The following is a 21,107-nucleotide window of genomic DNA, read 5'->3' on the forward strand; positions in this document are numbered from 1 at the left end:
GACAAGGGCTGCTGCCTGCCCCTGCCGCGTGGGGATTCAGGCTTTCAACTGGCGCATGCCATCGGCCAGCAGCCAGAGGGCGCGATTCAGTCGGATGTTTTGGTCGATGCCCTGCACCGGGCGGGTTTGCTGTCGGCGCCCGTTGGCGCTGCGGCCACGCAGCCCGCCTTGGGTCAGGTTTTCTTGGGTGCGGTTGAACACGCTCCACAGGTCGGGGCGGCGGTCGTCGAAGCGGCGCGGCATCAGGATTTGCGATTCCGTGATGGGCGCGGGCTTGTCGGGGTCGTCGTACTTGAGGGCGAGCGCGGCGCGGGCGAACACTTCGGATTCGCCATCGTCCAAGGTGATGCCGCGCATGGCATCGCGCGATTCCTTCACCCGATCGAAACCGCTCAAGACTTCGTAAGCGCCCTCAATGACCAGACCGGCCACGTCGCCTTTATGGGGCACTCGCACATCGGCCACGGTGTTGCCGCAAACAAGGCCATTGCTGCACACGAACCGGAACATTCCGGCCAGCATCTGATAGCTGCTGGTGCCGTCGTGCGAGTTCAGCAGCACGATTTCGTTGGCCTCCGCGCCGTTGATCTGGCTGGCATGGCGCAAGCGAATCATGTGTTTGGTGTGCTCGCGCTTGCCTTCGTCGCGCACGCGGGTTTGCGTCACCATGAAAGGCTGGAAGCCTTCTTTGCGAAGCTCGGTCAGCACGGCGGCGGTGGGGATATAGGCGTACCGCTGCGAACGGCTCTCGTGCGGGGCATCCGCGAAGATGGACGGGGCCACGCGGTGAATCTGGTCGTCGGACAGCGGGTAATCGCTGCGCAGCGAGGGGGAGCGGAAAGCGAAACGGGATGCGAGTTGCATGGTCTTTCTCCTGACAAAAGAGGTTTGCTGTTCACACCGCACACCGGATTTCTAGATTCGGAGCCCAGCCTTTCGGCTGTTTGGTGCGGTCGGCACGAGGAACCCGGTTGGCCCTGTTGCCACCGTCTTTCCTGAGTTCATCGCCCGCGGCCAAAGGAGCGCGCGGACGGGGGCCGTCAAGGAGCCAAGCGCAGGGTGGGTGCGGCCCGCAGGCGCAGCCGAGGACACGGCCCTGCGCGCCTTGACGGCACACGGGCGCGGGCTACGGTCGCGGGTAAGGTGATGAAGTCAGGGGAGACGGCTGGACAAGGCAACGGCCATCCCTTTGTGCTGACCGCACGCAAGCGAAGCGCGCAGGCCCGAAGCTGGAAGCCGGGCCGTAGGCGTCAGCGATGCGGAAGGCTGGCGAAGCCAGTCCCGCCAGGGATGAGCGACTAGCGAACCTGGAGCAGCGCGATCCGCGAAGCGGAGACGCAAGAGGACTCTTCGTTTACCATTTGTTTCGCAAGCTAATGATGGGAAAGCAAGAACACGGAGATCTAGAGATGATTGTCTGCATCAACCGCCTCAAACAGTTCGGAATCTTCAGCGACTTCAATGGAACGAAGATCCAAAAGTTCGGCCGGTACAACCTGGTCTATGGTTGGAATGGAACAGGCAAGTCAACGTTATCGAATCTATTCTCTTGCTTTGAGCTTCGCTCGATGGTTCCCCGCTTCAGCACGGGCCAATTTTCAGTAGTTCTGGAGGATGGCTCAACGATCACGGAATCCACACTCCACTCATCCCAATTGAATATTCATGTTTTCAATCAACGCTTCGTGCATGAGAACATTGATTGGGACAAATCCGTAAAGAGCATCCTTCTTATTGCGAAAGAGAAGATTGATGACTTGCAGAAGCTGGAGAAGCTGAAGAGCGAGCTTCAGTCGAAAAAGAAGGCTCACGACGACAAGCAAAGCGATATCAAGAAGCAGCGTGAGGCATTAGAGAAGTTCCTGACCAATGCTGCCAAGAAAATGAAGCTTGGACTTCAGGCGATTGATACGAGCGACAGTTATTACTTGAATTACGACCGCCGCAAGCTCTCCAACTTCATACAGAATAACGGCGAGACAATTATCAAGGCGGAGTCGGTTCTTCCAGATGAGAGGGTTATCGACCTTACGAATGCCGCCAAGCCAGATCAGCTTCCAAGCATTGCTTTCGCCTCAACGGCCATTGAGCCGGACTACTTTAAGAAAGCGGCGGGCCGCATCAGAGATTTGATTGGGACTACGGCGGTCAATCAAGCAATCCAGCGGCTTACCGATAACCCGGACATCCGCGAATGGGTTCAAGCAGGCTTGGAAATCCATAAAAACCACGACTCGCAATCCTGCGAGTTCTGCGGCTCTCCGTTCGCCCAGCTTCGTGCCGAGGCGCTTGCTGCCCACTTCAGCAAGGAGTTCACGGAGTTTCAGAGCCGACTTCAGAATGCGGCGACATGGATTGAATCTCAAGGCGCTCCAGCTAATCAGTTTCCCGCATCGACCGAGTTTTATAAAGAACTATCGGCCGAGGCAGAAAAGCTTCAAAAGGACTACGCAACTGCTGCTGAAAAGATCGACCAGCAAATGGACGCCTGGCGGGAAGCCCTGAAGGCCAAGATCACAGACCCTGGGAAGACAGACATTCAGATCTCGGATGTGGTTGAAGACGATGTCACCAATTTCAATGACATCCTGAAGTCGATTGTTGCTCTCGTTGGAAAGCACAACAATAAGACTTCAAATTTCAAATCTGAGACCTCAAAAAGCAAGGTGGCACTGGAGCTTCACTTTGCTGCGGCTGAGGTGCAAGAGTTTGACTATGCTGGAAGTGAGAAGAAGTGCAATGACCTTGAGTCAGAAGCAAAGAACGACCATAAGGAAATTGAAAAAATTAGTCTAGAGGTCGGAGCCATAGAAGCGGCGCTCTCGAATGAAACGGTCGGGGCAAAGGAGTTCAATGACATCCTGCATCGCTTCATTGGCCGCTCTGAGCTTTGCCTGAACTTCAATCAGAAGAAGAAAGGCTATGAGATCATCAGAAACGGGGTTGGTGAGCACGATGGGAATTTGAGCGAAGGTGAGAAGACTGCGATTGCATTTGTCTATTTCATCACGAAGCTCAAAGAAAATGGAAATAACATCAAGGATACGATCGTCGTCGTTGACGATCCGGTCTCAAGCTTTGATTCTAATCACTTGTTTCACGCCTACTCGTTTTTGAGAACGCAATGCACTGAAGCCAAGCAACTTTTTGTGCTGACTCACAACTTCACTTACTTTAAGCTAGTGAGAGACTGGTTCACTGGCACCAATAGGAATCGAGTCAAAAAAGGCAACGCCGAGAATTGCTTCTTTTATCGCCTGGATGCGCCACCTGGCTCCCCTCGTCACTCCCTACTTGTGGATGCCGACGACTCACTCAAGAACTACGGTTCCGAGTACCACTATATCTTCAAGAAGCTTTACGAATATAGGGCGCACACGACACTCAATCGAGATGAGGCGTTCTTGACCGCCAACCTCGCCCGAAAGCTTGTTGAATCGTTTTTTACCTTCAAATATCCAAGGCGGCGAAGCGACATTAGTCAATTGATGGAGGCTGGCCTAAAAGATTGCACCATCACGACACCAGAGCTTAAAGAAAAAATCTACCGCTTTATCAATAAGTATTCACATAGCGACGTTATTGAGATAACAGAGGAATCCGCAGAAAACTTGGCAGGCGAAAGCCACAGCGTCATCGGGAACATCTTCCAGTGGCTGGAAGAGGTGGACAAGAAACATTACGACGAGATGATTCAGGTTGCGACGGCCTGAGCATCAGGCCGCGAGGGCCATAGCTATGCCACCAGGCGCAGCAAAAAGGGGCCGAAGCCCCTTGGGCTAGATCAGCCCATGCTCGGCGAACGATGCCGTTTCGTTGCCCGCAACGATGATGTGATCGAGCACGCGCACGTCCACCAGACCCAACGCTTCCTTGAGCCGCTGGGTCAGCGCCCGGTCAGCCGCGCTCGGCTCGGGGTTTCCGCTCGGATGGTTGTGCGAAACGACGACCGCCGCCGCATTGAGCCGCAGCGCCTCCTTGACCACTTCGCGCGGATACACCGACGCACCGTCAATAGTGCCGTGGAACATCTCCCTGTATTCGATCAGACGATGGCGCGTATCCATGAACAGCACTACGAACACCTCATGCTCGAAGCTGGCCAACTTTGTACGCAAGTATTCCTTGACCGCCGCCGGCGAAGTGAACTCTGCTCCGCGCTGCATTTTCCGGTCAATGACCTGGCGCGCAGCTTCCAGAATGTCGTCGGCCGATGCCGGTAGATAGCGCCCGTGCGCGTCGCGCACCAGCAGACAGGAATCGAACGAGGGAAAGGACAGTTGCGACATGATCGTGCTCCGGTTGCTCGGGCGGAATTGCCCGGAACCGGCGGCAGCACGGCGCAGCGCAAGCAGTCAGGGGTCGCAGACGGCCGCCAGGACGCAAGCGCGCATGGCGCGCGCCGCCCTTGACGGCGAGAACGCCGTGATACGGTGAAGGGAACAGCAAGACCGCCCACACCCGCCCACTGCACAGAGTCGATTTTTGGCAAGCGGAGCGCGCAGGCCCGGATCAACGAGCCGGGACGGAGGCGTCAGTGATGGAAGCCCGACAGGGGCGAGACTCGCGCAGCGAAGCTCGATGCGCAGCACGACAGCGCGACGGCGGCACGCCGGGACGCCCGACTGCTTGGGACAGGACTACTCGTTGTCCGTCTTGCGCTGCTCGATTTGCAACTGCGCCCGTTGCGTTGCCTGTTGCAGCCGCTCCACCAGCACGCCCCTCGGCGGCAAGGCGGTCAGATACTCGGCAACGTGGATGCCGGACTTGTCCAGCTCCAGCAATTCGATCTGCTCGCGCTTCTTGCCGGTGCAAAGGATGATCCCGAGCGGCGAGGCTTCCTCCGGCTCCCGTTCGTGCTTGTCTAGCCACCGAAGGTAAAGCTCCATCTGCCCTTTGTAGGCCGCCTTGAAGTCACCTACCTTCAACTCCACCGCAACCAGCCGCCGCAGCTTGCGGTTGTAGAACAGAAGGTCAAGGTGGAAATCCTCGTCGTCGATCGGAATGCGCTTCTGCCGGGCGACGAATGAGAAGCCCGCGCCCAGCTCCAGCAGGAAGGACTCCATTTCACGGATGATCGCCGCTTCCAAGTCGCCTTCCTGCCAAGTGTCCCGCAGGCCCAGGAAGTCGAGGATGTACGGGTCGCGCATGACCAGGGCCGGCGACATGCGCTGCGCATCGCGCAGGGTCGCCAACTCCTGCGCTATGGTTTCTTCCGGCTTTTGGGAAAGCGCCGTGCGCTCGTACAGCATCGAGTCGATACGCTCGCGCAGCGTCCGCACGCTCCAGCGTTGGGTGCTGGCCATCTGTGCGTAGTAGTCCCGCTGGAGCGGGTCTTTCAGCGGCATCAGGGCGATGAAGTGCGTCCAGCTCAATTCTCGTATCAGTGATACGAGAATTCGCTCGTCGGGGAAGGTGGCGGCGAACTGCACCATGCGGCGCAAGTTCTGCTCTGCAAAGCTGCTGCCGTACTCCTCCACCAACTGCGCAGCCAAGGTGGGCAGAACTTCCTTGCCGTAGGCGCCCCGGCGCCTGTCCAAGACCTGCGTGTGGATGCGTTGGCCGATGCGCCAGTAGAGCATCGTAAGCTCGCTATTCACCGTCGAGGCGGCGCGCTTGCGCGCCGCCTCGATCAGTGCCCGAATGTCGCCCAGCAGCGCCGCGGGCGCTGCGAGCGATGCTGCTGATGGCCGGCGCCCGTTCATGCCACCGCCTCCGCAAGCTGCCGCGCGCCCGTGATGGCTTGGCGGCGGCTGGCCACCAGCTCGGCCGCCTCGCGCACCGGCTTGTCCTCGGTGTGGACGTAGTGCATGAACATCGCCACGGTCTTGTGGCCCGTCAGCTTCATTCCCACTTTGGTCGGCACACCGGAATTGGCAATGTCGGTGGTCGAGCGATGACGGATGCCGTGCGTGCCTACGTGCGGCACGCTGGCGGCCTTGAGCGTCCGGCACCAGCCGCCATAGTGCTCGCCAAAGGTCAGGTGCTTGGCCGGGTCGTTCGGCGACGGCAGGACGTAAGGGCAGCCTTCCAGACGCGGCGCCGTCGAAAGCAGCCGATAGGCTTCCTCGCTCATGGGCTTGGAAATGCCGCCAACCTTGCTGTCGGGCCACACCACGCGCCGGTTCTCGAAGTCCAGCCAGCTCCATTCGAGCGGGCAGATTTCGGAGCGCCGCGCCGCAAACTCGAATTGCAGCCGGATCGCCAACGGGATGACGTAGTTCTCCAGCCCCTCCGCCTCCAGTTTCTCCAACTGGCGGAAGATCCGCACCATTTCCTCGTCCACGATGAGCCGGGTTTCCTTGCCCGGCGGGTACATCGGGACGTGGCGGCACGGATTCGTACCGTCCGGGCGGAAGCCCCAGACTTCGGCCAAGTTGAACATCTTGCGCAGCACGCCGAAGGTCTTGTTGGCCTCGGTCGGCTTGTAGGCCAGCTTTTCCATGAGCCCCGCAATGTCGGGCCGCTTCACGTCATGCACCTTCTTGCGGCCCAGCAGCGGGATGATGTTGCGGTCGATGACGCCCTGGTAGCCGTCCTGCGTGCTGACCTTGTTGCGCTTCTTGGAGTAGTCCTCCATGAACTTTTTGCACAACTCGGCCATCGTGGGCGCCTTGCGCGCCTCGGCCTTGGCACCGCCGGGATCACCACCCCGGCGAACCTCGGCCAGCCAGTCCTGCGCTTTGACCCGCGCCTGTTCGACGGTTAGCTCCCCGTAGAGTCCCAGCGAGGGCTTGCGGGGCTGGCCAGAGTTCGTGCGGTACTGGAGCATGAACACCCGGCGTCCCGTCGGGGTAATCTTGCAAAGGAAGCCGGGCACGACGGTATCCCGTAGTTCGATGTCCTTCGCCTGGGGTTGCGCCGACTCTACGGCGGTCTTGGTGAGCTTGATCTTTGCCATGATGACTCCTTGGAACGACCCGGATTCCAGGAGCCAGATAGGAGCGGCGCGAGGGAGAACCGGGTCAAGTTTCAGAAAGCACCGGCATATGATGGACGCGCGTAAGCTATTGATAAACCTGTTGTATCGGGCTACGTCGCAGTCCAGCGAACTACCGGGCTGGAGTCATCGTGAAACAAAAAACCCCGCAGAAGCGGGGTTTTTTTCGACAGGTTTGCGATTACGCGCGAACGAAGTCGATGTGAGTCAGTTTTGGCTTGAACGCGTGACGCTGAACAGCCTGAACTTTCACTTTTTCTTCTTTACCGCCAACAACGATGGTCAGAACTTCGCTGTAGAATTCAGCTTTGGTCTGCAGGTTCCACAGTTTGTCGTGATCCAGTTCGATTGCAACTGGAGCAGCTTCGCCACCGTAAACGATAGCCGGGAACTTGTTAGCGGTACGCAGGCGGCGGCTCGCACCCTTACCCTGCACGTTACGTACTTCTGCTTCGATAGTGAACATTGATTTCTCTCTGTATTTAAAACCCTACTACAGGCGACCCAGCAGCAGGTGAGTGTTCTGCCTCACGGATGTGAAGCGGGCGGCATTTTATACTCAAATGCCCCTCACATCAATGAAAAGTCCCGCTAACCGCGCAATTCGTTGGCGCGACGGAAGCGACCTTCGTAGTCAAAGAGCTTCTCGCGCACCTGCCAGTACTGGCCTTTCTTACGGGCGACGACAAAATCCGGATAGCGCAACAACACCTGCTGGCGCACGATATCGGCCACGGTGATCCAGCGCAGGGGCACGCCCGGGGTGCGGGTGTGCGGGCGAATAAACAGCTGTTCGAAGGCCGTTCGCTGGGCAGGCGTCTGGACCCGGAAGCGCTCGCTGACGTCCGCCCCGTCCTCGTCGTAATAGGTGATTTTCAGCCATTCGCCTTTTTCATCGGCGCCGGGCTGCAGCGCCATGCCGGAACAGCGCAGCACCAGCGCATCTTTCAGCTTTAGCGCCGCTTTCAGCATGTCGTCCGGGTCAACCAGCACCGTGTCGCACTCCCGACAGCGGCGAGCGGCAATGTCATTTTCGGCGTTGCACTGCGGGCAGTTTTTGAAGCGGAAACGAAAATCGCACTGCTCGCGATGCCCTTCATCATCCTCAAACCAGCCCTGACAGCGGCGGCCAAAATGTTCGATCAGCGTGCCGTCGGCGGTGGTTTTGCCCCAGAAGGTGTTGGCAAACCCGCAGGCAGAGCAAAAGACCTGCACGGGCACGTTGTCGCTTTTTCCTTTTGGCGCGCCGACCTCAGGCGTATAGAGATCGTGCGGGTTACCGGCATAATCCAGAATCAGGCAGTCGGTTTTCCCCGGCGCCAGACGCAGACCGCGGCCAACAATTTGCTGATACAGACTGACCGATTCGGTCGGGCGCAAGATAGCGATCAGGTCGACGTGCGGGGCGTCAAAGCCGGTGGTCAACACCGACACGTTAACCAGATAGCGGAACCGCTGGGCTTTAAAGGCCTCAATCAGGCGGTCGCGCTCGGGGCCGGGCGTCTCGCCGGTGATGAGCGCCGCGTCGCCGGAGGGCAGTAACCCGGTGATTTCGCGCGCGTGCTCAACGGTGGCGGCAAAGATCATCACCCCTTTGCGCGTCGCGGCGAACTCCTCAATCTGGCTGATGATATGCGGCGTAATGCGCTTTTGCTTTTTCAGCTCCTGGTTAAGATCCGCTTCGCTGAATAACCCGTTGCTCTGCGCCTGCAGGCGGCTGAAATCGTACTGCACCACCGGCATATCCAGCCGTTCAGGTGGCGTCAGGTAGCCATGTTTAATCATGTAGCGCAGCGGAAGCTCGTAGATGCAGTCGCTAAACAGGGCCTTGTCATCGCCGCGCACCATGCCGTGATAATGGTAACGATAGATCCAGCCTTTACCCAGACGAAACGGGGTCGCCGTCAGGCCCAGCAGGCGCAGGTGAGGGTTCACGTCTTTCAGGTGCGTCAGGATTTGCTGATACTGGCTGTCGTCGTCATCGCTGATGCGGTGACACTCGTCGACAATCAGCAGCGAAAATTCGCTGCGAAACAGATCCAGATTGCGGGCCACCGACTGCACGCTGCCAAACACCACCTTGCCGTGGCTCTCTTTACGCTTTAGACCGGCGGCGAAAATGTCGGCTTCCAGTCCAAGTGCACAATACTTGGCATGGTTTTGCGCGACGAGCTCTTTAACGTGCGCCAGCACCAGCACGCGGCCACGGGCCAGACGCGCCAGTTCGGCAATGACCAGGCTTTTGCCTGCACCGGTCGGGAGCACAATCGCCGCCGGCTCGCGATGTTTACGGAACCAGGCGAGGGTGGCGTCAACGGCTTCCTGCTGATAGGGACGAAGTGTAAAAGTCATGGGGTCTCGGTTTCGTTATTCCGCACATATACCCGTCATACTTCAAGTTGCCTGTGCGTTGGCTGCACTCGTTCACCCCGGTCACTTACTTATGTAAGCTCCCGGGGATTCACTCCTTTGCCGCCTTCATGCAACTCGAATTATTTAGGGTATAGATAGTATGCCACGAAACTTTTTCCCTTGAGTGGCGCAACCAGACCATTATACTGAACCGTTCCAGACTGCTTCTATTTTCGGACCTGTTGTCCGACTTCCTGCACCATTAAGGCTAAAAAGATTTCATGCGACTTGATAAGTTTATCGCTCAGCAACTCGGCGTAAGCCGCGCTATTGCCGGGCGCGAAATTCGCGCCAGCCGCGTTACCGTGGATGGCGACATTGTGAGAGACAGCGCGTTCAAACTGCAACCTGACCATCAGGTGGAGTATGACGGCAATCCGCTGACCCAGCAGCACGGTCCTCGCTACTTTATGCTCAATAAGCCGGAAGGCTACGTCTGCTCAACGGACGATCCGGATCACCCGACGGTGCTCTATTTCCTCGACGAACCGGTGGCGCACAAGCTGCATGCCGCAGGCCGCCTCGATATCGACACCACCGGTCTGGTGCTGATGACCGACGACGGTCAGTGGTCGCACCGCATCACCTCTCCACGCCACCACTGCGAGAAAACCTATCTCGTGACGCTGGAGTCACCGGTGTCGGATGACACGGCTGAGCACTTCGCGAAAGGCGTGCAGCTGCATAATGAAAAAGATCTGACTAAGCCGGCGGTGCTTGAAGTCATCACCCCGACGGAGGTCCGTCTGACCATCAGCGAAGGGCGCTACCATCAGGTGAAACGTATGTTTGCCGCGGTGGGGAACCACGTTGTAGGCCTGCATCGCGAACGGATTGGTGCGATTGAACTCGATCCAGACCTTGCGCCAGGCGAATACCGTTCGTTAACGGAAGAAGAGATCGCCAGCGTCGGTCTGCCTTCGCACTAATTTCAGGAGAACTCTGTGACCACCAGGCCACACTCGTCGTTCAAAATCGTCTTCATTCTTGGCCTGCTGGCCATGCTGATGCCGCTGTCTATTGATATGTACCTGCCTGCGCTGCCGGTCATTTCCGCGCAGTTTGGCGTCCCGGCGGGCAGCGCGCAGATGACGCTCAGCACCTATATTCTCGGCTTTGCCCTTGGCCAGCTGTTTTATGGCCCGATGGCGGACAGCCTTGGACGCAAGCCCGTCATTCTGGGCGGGACGCTGGTCTTTGCGGCCGCAGCGGTTGCCTGTGCGCTGGCCCAGACCATCGATCATTTGATCATCATGCGTTTCTTCCACGGTCTGGCGGCGGCAGCGGCAAGCGTGGTGATTAACGCCCTGATGCGCGATATCTACCCGAAGGAAGAGTTCTCCCGCATGATGTCGTTCGTGATGCTGGTGACGACGATTGCGCCGCTGGTGGCGCCAATGGCGGGTGGTGCGGTGCTGGTGTGGTTCAGCTGGCATGTGATTTTCTGGATCCTGGCCCTGGCCGCGCTGCTGGCCTCCGCAATGATCTTCTTCTTTATAGATGAAACGCTTCCCGTCGAGCGCCGCCAGAAGTTTCACATCCGTACCACCATCGGCAACTTTGCCTCGCTGTTTCGCCACAAGCGCGTGCTCAGCTATATGCTGGCAAGCGGGTTCAGCTTTGCCGGAATGTTCTCTTTCCTGAGCGCCGGGCCGTTTGTCTACATCGAGCTTAACCACGTGTCGCCGCAGCACTTCGGCTATTACTTTGCGCTTAACATCGTCTTCCTGTTCATCATGACCATCATCAACAGCCGCTTTGTCCGGCGGGTGGGGGCGCTGAACATGTTTCGCGCGGGGCTGTGGATCCAGTTTGTGATGGCGATCTGGCTGGTGGTGAGCGCGTTTCTGGGCGTGGGCTTCTGGGCGCTGGTGGTCGGCGTAGCGGCCTTTGTCGGCTGTGTGTCGATGGTGTCGTCCAATGCGATGGCGGTGATTCTGGATGAGTTCCCGCACATGGCGGGGACCGCCTCTTCCCTGGCGGGGACGTTCCGCTTCGGCATCGGCGCTATCGTTGGCGCGTTGCTTTCTATGGCCACCTTTACGACGGCATGGCCCATGCTGTGGGCCATGGCTTTTTGCGCAACCAGCTCGATACTCTTCTATCTTTACGCCAGTCGACCGCGAAAAGCGGCCCACTAAAACACAGAGAAGGCCCGGCAGGGCCTTTTTTGTTGATGCATATCAACCAAACCCCCGTTCGTTTATGCCGTGTTTGTTTATTTTATGTAAAATCTATTTGTGTAAAAAGTCACATCATTGTATTCAAAAAGGTTGAGTTAGATCGCAGAAACGGGTACATATAGCGCCGACGCGAGCCTGAATACCGATAAAAAAGTGCTGAATAGTGCAGGCTGGCGATGATGTGTTACTATAAATGTAAATAAATTGTGAAGTAAATTTTGCTTCCGGGGAACGAACGTGAATACATTACAACTTTCTATTGTCCATCGCTTGCCCCAGAGCTATCGCTGGTCGGCGGGTTTTGCTGGTTCGAAAGTTGAACCGATTCCGCAAAGCGTCGCGGGCTGTGAAAACTGCCTGGTGGCGCTCAAGCTGTTAAGCCCGAGTGACGAAAATGCCTGGCGGGTGATGGAGCGTCTCAGTCAGGCCCTGACGGATATCGAAGTGGACAGCTCCGTGCTGGAGTGCGAAGGTGAGCCGTGCCTGTTTGTGAAAAGCCAGGACGAGTTTGCTGCCACCTGCCGTCTGAAAAATTTTGGCGTTGCTATTGCAGAGCCTTTCTCCGGCCAGTATCCATTCTGAGCGCTAGTCTGACGACAACAGCTGGCGCGTGTAGCGCTGCGTTGGCGCGCTAAATACGCGCTGGCACTCTCCCTGCTCGACCACCTCTCCCTGTCGCAACACAATCACCTGATGGCATAGCGCCCGCACCACCTGCAAATCATGGCTGATAAAGATATAGGCCAGCCGGTGCTTTTCCTGTAGCCCTTTCAGCAGCGCCAGGATCTGCGCCTGTACGGTCCTGTCCAGAGACGACGTCGGTTCATCCAGAATAATTAGCTCTGGTTTCAGGATCAGCGCGCGGGCAATGGCGATACGCTGGCGCTGCCCGCCGGAAAATTCCGCAGGATAGCGGTGGCGCGTCTCGGGATCTAGACCCACTTCGGCCATGACCCGCATGACCTCCTGCTCGCGCTGCTGCGCGCTCAGGCCGGGCTGATGGACGCGCAGGCCCTCTTCGACAATCTGTAACACGCTGAGCCGCGGGTTAAGCGAGGAGTTGGGATCCTGAAAGACCACCTGCATGCGAGGACGTACGGGCAGCATCTGGCGGCGGTTCCAGCGGTGCAGCGGCATGCCGTCAAACAGGATTTCGCCCTGTGAGGCAATTAAGCGCAGCAGCGCCAGACCGGTGGTGCTTTTACCCGAGCCGGATTCGCCCACCAGCCCGAGGGATTCGCCCGGGCGCAGCGAGAAGCGGATATTTTTTAACACCGGGTTGCGATCGATAATGCGGCGCAGAATACCTTTGCGGATCGGGAACGAGACGGACAGATCCTCAACGCGCAGCAGCGGCGTGCTGTCAGCGTCAAGGGGAACCGGGTCGCCGGAGGGTTCGCTGTCGAGCAGGCGCTGCGTATAGGGGTGTTGCGGCGCGCTCAGCAGCGTGGACGCCGCATTCTGTTCAACACAGCGGCCGTTTTGCATCACCGCGACGCTGTCGGCCAGCTTTCTCACAATGCTCAGGTTGTGCGTGATAAACAGCAGGCTCATGTTTAGCTCGTCACGCAGGTCCCGCAGCAGCGTCAGTATTTGCGCCTGTACCGTCACGTCCAGCGCCGTTGTGGGCTCGTCGGCAATCAACAGCTCGGGGCGCGTCAGCAGCGCCATGGCAATCATCACGCGCTGGCGTTCGCCGCCGGAGAGCTGATGCGGAAAATCATTCAGCCGTTTGGCCGCATTGCGTATGCCTGTGCGCTCAAGACAATCCAGAATTTCTCCCCGCGCGGCCTCTTTGCGCATCCCACGGTGCAGGGAGAGCACTTCATAGAGCTGTTTTTCCAGGCTGTGCAGCGGGTTAAGCGACACCATCGGCTCCTGGAAGATCATCGCGATTTTGTTGCCGCGAATGCCGCGCAGGGTCTGTTCGTCGGCGTGCAGCAGCGAACGGCCGTGAAAAAGGATATCCCCTTGCGGGTAGCTCACCGGCGGAGAAGGCAGCAGCCGCAGGATGGAGAGCGCCGAAACGCTCTTGCCTGAACCCGACTCACCCACCAGGGCCAGCGTTTCACCGCGCTGGATCTGCAGCGTCAGGTCGCTGACCACGGTGCGCGTCTCGTCCTGTTTTGAAAAGGCAATCGACAGGTTATCAATACGGAGCAGGGGCTGGGTCATTTTATACCGCCTTGTTCGGATCAAAGGCATCGCGCACGGCTTCGCCAATAAAAATCAGCAGCGACAGCAGCACGGCCACGGAAAGAAAGGCGGCGATGCCTAACCACGGCGCCTGCAGGTTGTTCTTGCCCTGCAGCAGCAGTTCGCCAAGCGATGGGGAACCCAACGGTAGCCCGAAACCGAGAAAATCCAGTGAGGTGAGGGTGGTGATGGAGCTGCACAGAATAAACGGCAGGAAGGTGAGCGTTGCCACCACGGCGTTGGGCAGCATATGGCGGAAGATGATCCCGCGGTCGCTCACGCCAAGCGCCTGCGCGGCGCGAATATAGTCGAAATTACGGGTGCGCAGAAACTCGGCCCTGACCACACCGACCAGCGCCATCCAGCCGAACAGGACGGTAATGCCTAATAACCACCAGAAGTTGGGCTGTACGACGCTGGAAAGCAGGATGATCAGAAACAGCGTCGGCATGCCTGACCAGACCTCAATCACCCGCTGGCCCCAGAGGTCAATTTTCCCGCCGTAGTAGCCCTGAATGGCGCCCGCCACGACGCCCATCACGCTGGAGAAGATCGTCAGCATCAGCCCAAAGAGAAGCGAAATACGCGTGCCATACAGGATGCGCGCCAGCACGTCGCCGCCGTTAGCATCCGTTCCCAGCCAGTTTTGCGCGGAGGGCGGGGAAGGGAAGGGGGTCGTGGTGGCGAAGTTAATGCTGTTTGCGCCAAAACGCACCGGCGCCCAGAGCGCCCAGCCGTGCTGCTCAATCTGCTGGCGAAGCCACGGGTCCTGATACTCTGCCGGCGTCGCAAACGGGCCGCCAAAGTCGCTTTCGTTGTAATTGGCGATGACCGGCACGTACCAGCGGTCGTTAAAATGCACCAGCAGCGGTTTATCGTTAGCGATCAGTTCTGAAAACAGGCTTAAGACAAACAGCACGGCAAAAATCCACAGCGACCAGTAGCCGCGGCGGTTGTGGCGAAAGCGGGCCCAGCGGGCCTGGTTGACGGGGCTTAAACGCGGCATCATCGGCCCTCAAAATCGATTCGGGGATCGACCAGCGTATAGCTGATATCGCTGATGATATTCAGCAGCAGGCCAATCAGGGTGAAAATATAGAGCGTGCCGAACATTACCGGATAGTCACGCGACACGGTGGCCTCATAGCCCAGCAGGCCCAGACCGTTAAGCGAGAACATCACCTCTATCAGCAGCGAGCCGGTAAAAAACATACTGATGAACGTGGCCGGAAATCCGGCGATCACCAGCAGCATGGCGTTGCGGAACACGTGCTTCCACATGATCTGCTTCTCGCTCACGCCTTTAGCGCGGGCCGTGACGACGTACTGTTTACGAATTTCATCGAGAAAGGCGTTTTTGGTCAACATGGTCAGGGCCGCAAACCCGCCAATGACCGTGGCCAGAACCGGCAGCGTGATATGCCAGAGGTAGTCGGTGATTTTCTGGTACCACGGCAGGGAGCTGAAATCGGCGGAGACGAGCCCCCGCAGCGGGAAGAGATCAAAATAACTGCCCCCGGCAAAAAAGACGATCAGCAGAACGGCGAACAGAAACGCCGGGATGGCATAGCCGATAATGATGAACGTGCTGCTCCAGATATCGAACCGGCTGCCGTTGTACACCGCTTTGCGGATCCCAAGCGGTATAGAGACCAGATAGATGATCAGCGTACCCCACAGCCCCAGCGTGATCGAAACCGGCAGGCTTTGTTTGATCAGCGTCAGCACTGACGCACTGCGAAACAGGCTATCGCCAAAATCAAAGCGGATGTAATCCCAGAGCATCTTGAAATAGCGCTCGTGAATCGGTTTATCAAAGCCGTAGCGGTGGGTGATCTCGGCGATCACCTCCGGATCCAGCCCGCGTCCGCCGCGGTAATGGCTTTCGCTGATATTCCCTACGCCAGTTCGCGCATGGCTGGCGCCCATCCCTTCACCGCCGCCGCCCGGCATGCCGCCGCTGTTGCCAAATTCAATGGCGGCAATGGCCTGATCGACCGGCCCACCGGGAGCGATTTGCACGATGAAAAAGTTAATCGTGATGATGGCCCACAGGGTGGGGATGACCAGCAGCAGACGGCGGAGAAGATAGGCACCCATGATAATTCCTTATCGCCGCTCAGCGGGAAGTCTGGCGGCTTTGTTAACGTCATACCACCAGGTGTCAAAGCCCAGAGAATAGACCGGGCGCACGGCAGGCACGGAGAACTTATCCCAGCGCGCAAGGCGATCTTCGCCCATATACCACATCGGCAGCATGTAGTAGTTCCAGGTTAAGACCCTGTCGAGGGCGCGCCCGAGCGGCACGAGCTTGTCTTTATCCCCCTGCGCCGCCACGATTTTCGCAATGAGCGCATCAATCGCCGGGCTTTTTACCCCCGGCGCATTGTACGAGGAGTCGATGTAGCTGGAGGCCCAGGAGATTTGCAGGTCCGAGCTAGGCCACGGCTGCGCGGGCCACAGGCGCTGCATCATGTCGTAATCACGGCTGCGCATGCGGCTGGTGATCTGCGCGTTATCGACCTGGCGAATGTTCATGGTCACGCCCAGCCGCTCAAGGTTGTGCTTAAACGGCAGCACCCACTGGTCGTTGCCCCCGGACGAGAGCAGCAGTTCAAAGCTGAGAGGCTTGCCCGTTTTGGCATCCACACGTTTTTGATTCTTCAGGTGCCAGCCTGCGTCATCCAGCAGCTTGCTGGCTTTGAGCAGGTTGTCGCGGTCGTAACCGTCACCCTTCGATGCGGGCGGCTGAAACACCGTTGTAAACACCTCTGGCGGTACCTCTGCTTTAAGGGGGGCCAGCAGAACCAGTTCGTCGGCTTTCGGATAATCACGCGCGGCGTATTCGGTATTCTGAAAATAGCTGTTGGCGCGGCTATAAGCCCCGTAAAACAGCGCTTTGTTCATCCACTCAAAATCAAAGGCCAGGGAGATGGCTTCCCGCACCCGGCGGTCATTAAATACCGGACGCTGAATATTAAACGCCAGCCAGCGGGTATCCTGGGCAGATTCATTTTTGTGTTCGTCTTTGACGATATAGCCTTTGGCGAAATTTTTGCCGATATAGCGGGTCGCCCAGTTTTTGGCGCTGCTCTCGACGCGCAAATCGAATGCCCCGGCTTTGAACGCTTCAAACGCCACGTTATCGTCGAGGTAGTAATCATAGCGAAGGGTGTCGAAGTTCCAGCGTCCGCGGTTGACCGGCAGATTGGCCGCCCAATAGTCTTTGACGCGGGAATAAACGACATATTGCCCCATTCGCCAGTCGGTAATGCGGTAGGGGCCGCCAGCCAGAGGAGGCGTTGAAAGCGGGTCGCTCAGCTTATGATTTTTCCAGAACGATTCCGGCATCACCGGCAGCGAGAACAGGCTGAGCATATTCTCTTTGTTCGGTTCGCTCAGCTCAATGCGCACAGTGAGCGGCGCGATGGCTCTGACCGACGCGCCTTTATATACGATGCGGAACTGGGGGACGCCTTCGGTCATGAATTTATGGAAGGTGAACGCAACGTCGCTGGCCTTCACCGGTGTGCCATCGTGAAAACGTGCCCGCGGGTTCAGCGAGATTTCCGCCCAGGCGAAGTTATCGGCGTAACGCACGTTCTCGGCAATGAGCGGATAGTAGCTGCCGGGCTCGTCATCGGAGGTGACAAAGAGCGTATCGTAAAGCGATTCCGTACGCGCGGCCGCCACGCCGCGCAGGGCGTAGCGGTTGAAGTTGTCGAAGGTTCCCGTGGCGGAAAGCGTGACCTTACCGCCTTTTGGCGCGGCAGGGTTGACGTAATCGAAGTGCGTAAAATTGACCGCGTATTTCGGCTCGCCAATCACCGCGAAGGCGATATTCTCTTTGATGGTTTGCGCCTGGCTGGACAGGCTCGTGAATGCCAACATCAGCAACATAAAGCGCATAAGCATCTCGCGGCAGCTCCCTCTCTACAGACCGGCTCGGTTAAGCTGAATAATAAGTGACGTCACGGGCAATGTGAAATTAATCGCCTTCGGGCGAAATATCAGGCCGCCATTCGCGGAACTGCGCCAGCGGCATCGGGCGGCTAATCCAGTATCCCTGCAGGAAGTTAACGCCGTGTTCGCGCAGCCAGGCCGCCTGTTCCGGCGTCTCTACCCCTTCGGCGACGGTCGACATATTCAGTCGTCTTGCCAGCGTCAGAACGGCATCCAGCACCGGCGACGTCACGGTCTCGGTACCGATCGCATTAACAAAACCACGGTCGATTTTGAGGTAGTCCATGGTGAAATGCTCAAGGTAAATCAGCGCGCTGTGGCCGGTACCAAAATCATCAATGGCGATTTCAAACCCTTCGTTATGCAGCCATTCGAAAAGGGTGTTGGCTTCCCGATGGTTGAGCATATCGCGCTCGGTAATTTCCAGCACGATCTGGAAGTAATCCGGCGGCAGCAGGGCTTTGAAGGTGCGCATATCGTCCTTGAAGCTTTCCGCATGCAGATGCCCCGGTGCAATGTTAATACCCACCTTTGCGCCCGGAGGTAACAGCGTTTGTAACACGGGAGCATCGTGAATGATAAGGTCAAAGAGATGCAGCGTCAGCGGGACAATCAGCTTCTGTGCTTCGGCAAAATTGATAAACGCGTCCGGCGGAATTTCCCCCATTGTCGGGTGTTTCCAGCGCATCAGGACTTCAAGCCCGGTCATCCTGAGCGATTTGGCATCGACGACGGGCTGATAAACCACATAAAACTGACCGCGCTTGATAGCGCTTAAAATTTCTTTACCCGGGTTGAGCCGAATGCTGAGGATGTAGTAGTTAAGCGATCCGGCACAAATCCCGCATACCAGCCCGAAGAACAGCGCGTAGAGAATTTCATCGCTGGTCCATGCGTCCGCATACAGGTTGATGGTCAGGGGGAGGTCTTTCAGCGTCGCCGTGCGGACCGGGATGTCATGCAAGTCGCGGGTATGAACCAGCGTGCTGGACCGCGTCGACAAGGCGTTATCGCCGATAATGATAGCGATACCCGCGAACTCGTCCTGGCGCTCAGTATAGAGCAGGTAAGGCGTCAGATTAATATTCACAGAAGTGAACACCCCGCCGTCCTTCACTAATGGGTTGCGGTACCAGATCGCAATCGCAGGTTCATCAGGCAGCATGGGGGTACCCGGAAGCAACGCCATATCGATCTGTTTATTGATGTTCAGCTCAGGTATGAGCGTCTCCATCGGGGCATTCATCGGGCCTGTTGCCGAGGAGCAGAATGCCATCTTGTCCCGGACCAGCAGGAAGGCGCGAACGTTAATGCTGAAGGCCGCGCGTGAGGTGAGTTCCTGGTTGACGTCCTGGCACGTGTTCAACGTGAGAGGCTGGAGAACATTGACCGCTTTTTTTAGGTCTTCGAAATAGCTCCCCATGTAGGCGCTCACATCATTCACCAGGGTGTCGAATTTGACTTCCCGCTTGTGGTAACTCCACGAAAATTGCAGGGAACCCAGGAGCAGGGCGGTGATGAGACCCGTGATAATACTGAGGATCAGTATTTTACGATTACTGGAGAAGTAGCGGGTGAGCATAGACGTCGTGATTCCTGAAAAGCCGCTTGATGTATTCAGTGTAACGGGCAAAAAAAAACACTGCCGAAGCAGTGCTTTTTTTCATCATATCGCCAGCCAAGGGATAACCAACGATACAATAGTTATATTAACTGCGGGTCAGTACGCGGCGCGCTTCGTTATAACGCTTCTTCCAGTACGGTTCGTTCATGCTGGAAATGGTCACACCGCTGCTGGTGGAGGCATGTACGAACTGGTCATTACCAATGTAGATGCCAACATGTCGACCTGTAGAACCGGCACGGAAGAGAACTAAATCACCGGTGCGCAGTTTGGTACGTGAAATCGACTTGCCCATCTCCTGCTGTTCATAGGTTGAACGCGGAAGATCTAACCCAAATTGCTCGCGGAACGTACGCTGTACAAAACCGGAACAATCAATACCTGTTTTCGTGCTGCCGCCAAGACGATAACGCACGCCTTTCCAGTCAGCATACTGGTCCATAATGCGGGACTTCACGTCCAGATTACGTACCATATTTTCAAATTCATCCTGAGAGGCTTGCAGTGAAGAGGAATCTTCCATTCCCACAACACGCGTCTCAGGATGCATATTCTTCGCGGTGTTCGATGTACTACATGCAGATAACAGTACCGCGACTGCTATCGCCGGGATCCCCCGCAAGATATATCTCAGAAACGGTTGAGATTTGACCATTTTGTTTATTTTCCCTTGAAGTCCTTAACGACAAATATCGTTATAAAAATGCCAAACGTGACGAGACTAATTATCTGTTCACATCGAGACAATTCTTTCTGGTCACATTTGTGGCATAGCGCACAAAATTATTCACCATTGAAATAATTATCCCTATGGGGCAAAACGAGTTCGAGATTAACCGATTGCCAGGGGTATTGCGAGTAAAAAAAGCCTTTTTTTTATAAGAAAATGTGATACAGAAAGTAAAAATCCGTAATTGCTTAAAATGCGGTCAGATCCGACGCGTGATCGCGCAATTGCTTCATTTTTATCATGAATGTGATGACAGAAATATGACAGAGGGAAAAGATCGTGGCGGGAAGGCTATCGGGGATCATGTCGATCCCTGATAGCTCACGTTAATTTAGGTTAGTTATTTGTTTAATTGTTGTTGCGCCTTACCGGGAAGATAGCGATCGAACAACGCTATTATCCTGTCGCTCAGCGGGGTCATTAAACACCACGGCAGCGCAATCAGCGCAACGGAGAGCGAACCGACAGCAATATCGGTGAACCAGTGAGCGCCAATCATTACGCGCGGGAAGGCAAAAACCACAAAAATAATCAGGGCTATGGCAAACGCTTTTCGGCCGAAATAGCGAAGCATGACTGCGGAAAAAATGAGCAGCATCATGCCGTGATCGCCGGGGAAACTGTCCTTCGACGCATCTTTTGTTGGAATATGCAGCAGCTCACTGACGCGATAAATATCGGTGAAAAAGAGCGTAGGGCTGGAACGCTTAACCGGAATAATCGCGGTAGCCAGCTGATTAATGACGACAGCAAACAGCAGCATTACCAGACCGATAATCAGAATACGCCGACGTCCCGCTTTATCCTCTTTAAGCCAGAAAGAGAGCATCAGGCAGCCCATGGCCAGCAGCGAGAAGCCGTCGAAGGCGCGGTTGTTGGTGATGGCCACCAGCCACAGGAATGCGTCGCTCTTCACCAGCGCCTGGTTGAAGAAGTGAAAGATGCCAGAATCCAGGGGGAACCAGAAACCATGATTCGCCGGGATATACCAGGAGAAGAAAAGCGCCAGACCGGCGACATTAAGCAGTAATATCAGGGGAAATCGAGTTGTCATAACGT

General features: G+C 56.8%; 17 protein-coding genes. 4 read left to right on the forward strand and 13 right to left on the reverse strand.

What is annotated here, in order from left to right; translation table 11 throughout:
- Positions 1 to 36 precede the first annotated feature (36 nt).
- A complete protein-coding gene (locus LLF79_RS01770; RefSeq protein ID WP_003092327.1) occupies positions 37 to 864 on the reverse strand; it encodes a DUF932 domain-containing protein in 828 nt (275 codons plus the stop codon).
- Between the two features lie 392 nt (positions 865 to 1,256).
- Between LLF79_RS01770 and LLF79_RS01775 the strand changes: the two genes are divergently transcribed.
- A complete protein-coding gene (locus tag LLF79_RS01775; RefSeq protein ID WP_016487840.1) occupies positions 1,257 to 3,713 on the forward strand; it encodes an AAA family ATPase in 2,457 nt (818 codons plus the stop codon).
- 66 nt (positions 3,714 to 3,779) lie between these two features.
- Here the strand turns inward: LLF79_RS01775 and radC are convergent, their stop codons facing one another.
- From radC to LLF79_RS01800, 5 genes are all read right to left on the reverse strand, one after another.
- Positions 3,780 to 4,289, reverse strand: coding sequence for a DNA repair protein RadC (gene radC, locus LLF79_RS01780; protein WP_016487841.1), 510 nt, complete (start codon positions 4,287 to 4,289; stop codon positions 3,780 to 3,782).
- Positions 4,290 to 4,640: 351 nt separating this feature from the next.
- The gene (locus LLF79_RS01785) at positions 4,641 to 5,705 is read right to left on the reverse strand and encodes a YhcG family protein (protein WP_016487843.1); all 1,065 of its coding nucleotides are present in this window, start codon (positions 5,703 to 5,705) and stop codon (positions 4,641 to 4,643) included.
- Entirely contained in the window at positions 5,702 to 6,901 is a 1,200-nt protein-coding gene (locus tag LLF79_RS01790; protein ID WP_014603550.1) for a site-specific integrase, read from the reverse strand. Before LLF79_RS01790 ends, LLF79_RS01785 begins: the two co-directional genes overlap by 4 nt.
- A 220-nt stretch (positions 6,902 to 7,121) precedes the next feature.
- Positions 7,122 to 7,406, reverse strand: coding sequence for a 50S ribosomal protein L25 (gene rplY, locus LLF79_RS01795; protein WP_008500956.1), 285 nt, complete (start codon positions 7,404 to 7,406; stop codon positions 7,122 to 7,124).
- A 125-nt stretch (positions 7,407 to 7,531) separates the two neighbouring features.
- Positions 7,532 to 9,292, reverse strand: coding sequence for a DEAD/DEAH box helicase (locus tag LLF79_RS01800; protein ID WP_039266769.1), 1,761 nt, complete (start codon positions 9,290 to 9,292; stop codon positions 7,532 to 7,534).
- Between the two features lie 281 nt (positions 9,293 to 9,573).
- Between LLF79_RS01800 and rsuA the strand changes: the two genes are divergently transcribed.
- From rsuA to LLF79_RS01815, 3 genes are all read left to right on the forward strand, one after another.
- Positions 9,574 to 10,281 (forward strand): 16S rRNA pseudouridine(516) synthase RsuA, encoded by a 708-nt coding sequence (gene rsuA, locus LLF79_RS01805; protein ID WP_227879028.1) that lies wholly within the window; start codon positions 9,574 to 9,576, stop codon positions 10,279 to 10,281.
- A gap of 15 nt (positions 10,282 to 10,296) precedes the next feature.
- A complete protein-coding gene (locus tag LLF79_RS01810) occupies positions 10,297 to 11,493 on the forward strand; it encodes a Bcr/CflA family multidrug efflux MFS transporter (RefSeq protein ID WP_008500953.1) in 1,197 nt (398 codons plus the stop codon).
- 279 nt (positions 11,494 to 11,772) lie between these two features.
- On the forward strand, positions 11,773 to 12,117 hold the full coding sequence (locus tag LLF79_RS01815) for a YejG family protein (protein ID WP_028013883.1): 345 nt from the start codon (positions 11,773 to 11,775) through the stop codon (positions 12,115 to 12,117).
- A 3-nt stretch (positions 12,118 to 12,120) separates the two neighbouring features.
- Here the strand turns inward: LLF79_RS01815 and yejF are convergent, their stop codons facing one another.
- The 7 genes from yejF to LLF79_RS01850 all read right to left on the reverse strand — a co-directional run bounded on the left by yejF (position 12,121) and on the right by LLF79_RS01850 (position 21,102).
- The gene (yejF, locus tag LLF79_RS01820) at positions 12,121 to 13,710 is read right to left on the reverse strand and encodes a microcin C ABC transporter ATP-binding protein YejF (RefSeq protein WP_227879029.1); all 1,590 of its coding nucleotides are present in this window, start codon (positions 13,708 to 13,710) and stop codon (positions 12,121 to 12,123) included.
- 1 nt (position 13,711) lies between these two features.
- A complete protein-coding gene (locus LLF79_RS01825; RefSeq protein ID WP_008500950.1) occupies positions 13,712 to 14,737 on the reverse strand; it encodes an ABC transporter permease in 1,026 nt (341 codons plus the stop codon).
- The gene (locus tag LLF79_RS01830) at positions 14,737 to 15,831 is read right to left on the reverse strand and encodes a microcin C ABC transporter permease YejB (protein WP_008500949.1); all 1,095 of its coding nucleotides are present in this window, start codon (positions 15,829 to 15,831) and stop codon (positions 14,737 to 14,739) included. The genes LLF79_RS01825 and LLF79_RS01830 overlap by 1 nt, the downstream gene beginning before the upstream one ends.
- Before the next feature lie 9 nt (positions 15,832 to 15,840).
- A complete protein-coding gene (locus LLF79_RS01835; protein ID WP_008500948.1) occupies positions 15,841 to 17,646 on the reverse strand; it encodes an extracellular solute-binding protein in 1,806 nt (601 codons plus the stop codon).
- Positions 17,647 to 17,719: 73 nt separating this feature from the next.
- Positions 17,720 to 19,276, reverse strand: a complete 1,557-nt coding sequence (locus tag LLF79_RS01840) for a cyclic di-GMP phosphodiesterase (protein WP_008500947.1) — start codon at positions 19,274 to 19,276, stop codon at positions 17,720 to 17,722.
- A gap of 127 nt (positions 19,277 to 19,403) precedes the next feature.
- Entirely contained in the window at positions 19,404 to 19,973 is a 570-nt protein-coding gene (mepS, locus tag LLF79_RS01845; protein WP_008500946.1) for a bifunctional murein DD-endopeptidase/murein LD-carboxypeptidase, read from the reverse strand.
- Between the two features lie 415 nt (positions 19,974 to 20,388).
- On the reverse strand, positions 20,389 to 21,102 hold the full coding sequence (locus LLF79_RS01850; protein ID WP_021241518.1) for a phosphatase PAP2 family protein: 714 nt from the start codon (positions 21,100 to 21,102) through the stop codon (positions 20,389 to 20,391).
- Positions 21,103 to 21,107 lie beyond the last annotated feature (5 nt).

Source organism: Enterobacter cloacae complex sp. 2021EL-01169 (assembly GCF_020733125.1).
Lineage (GTDB): Bacteria > Pseudomonadota > Gammaproteobacteria > Enterobacterales > Enterobacteriaceae > Enterobacter > Enterobacter roggenkampii.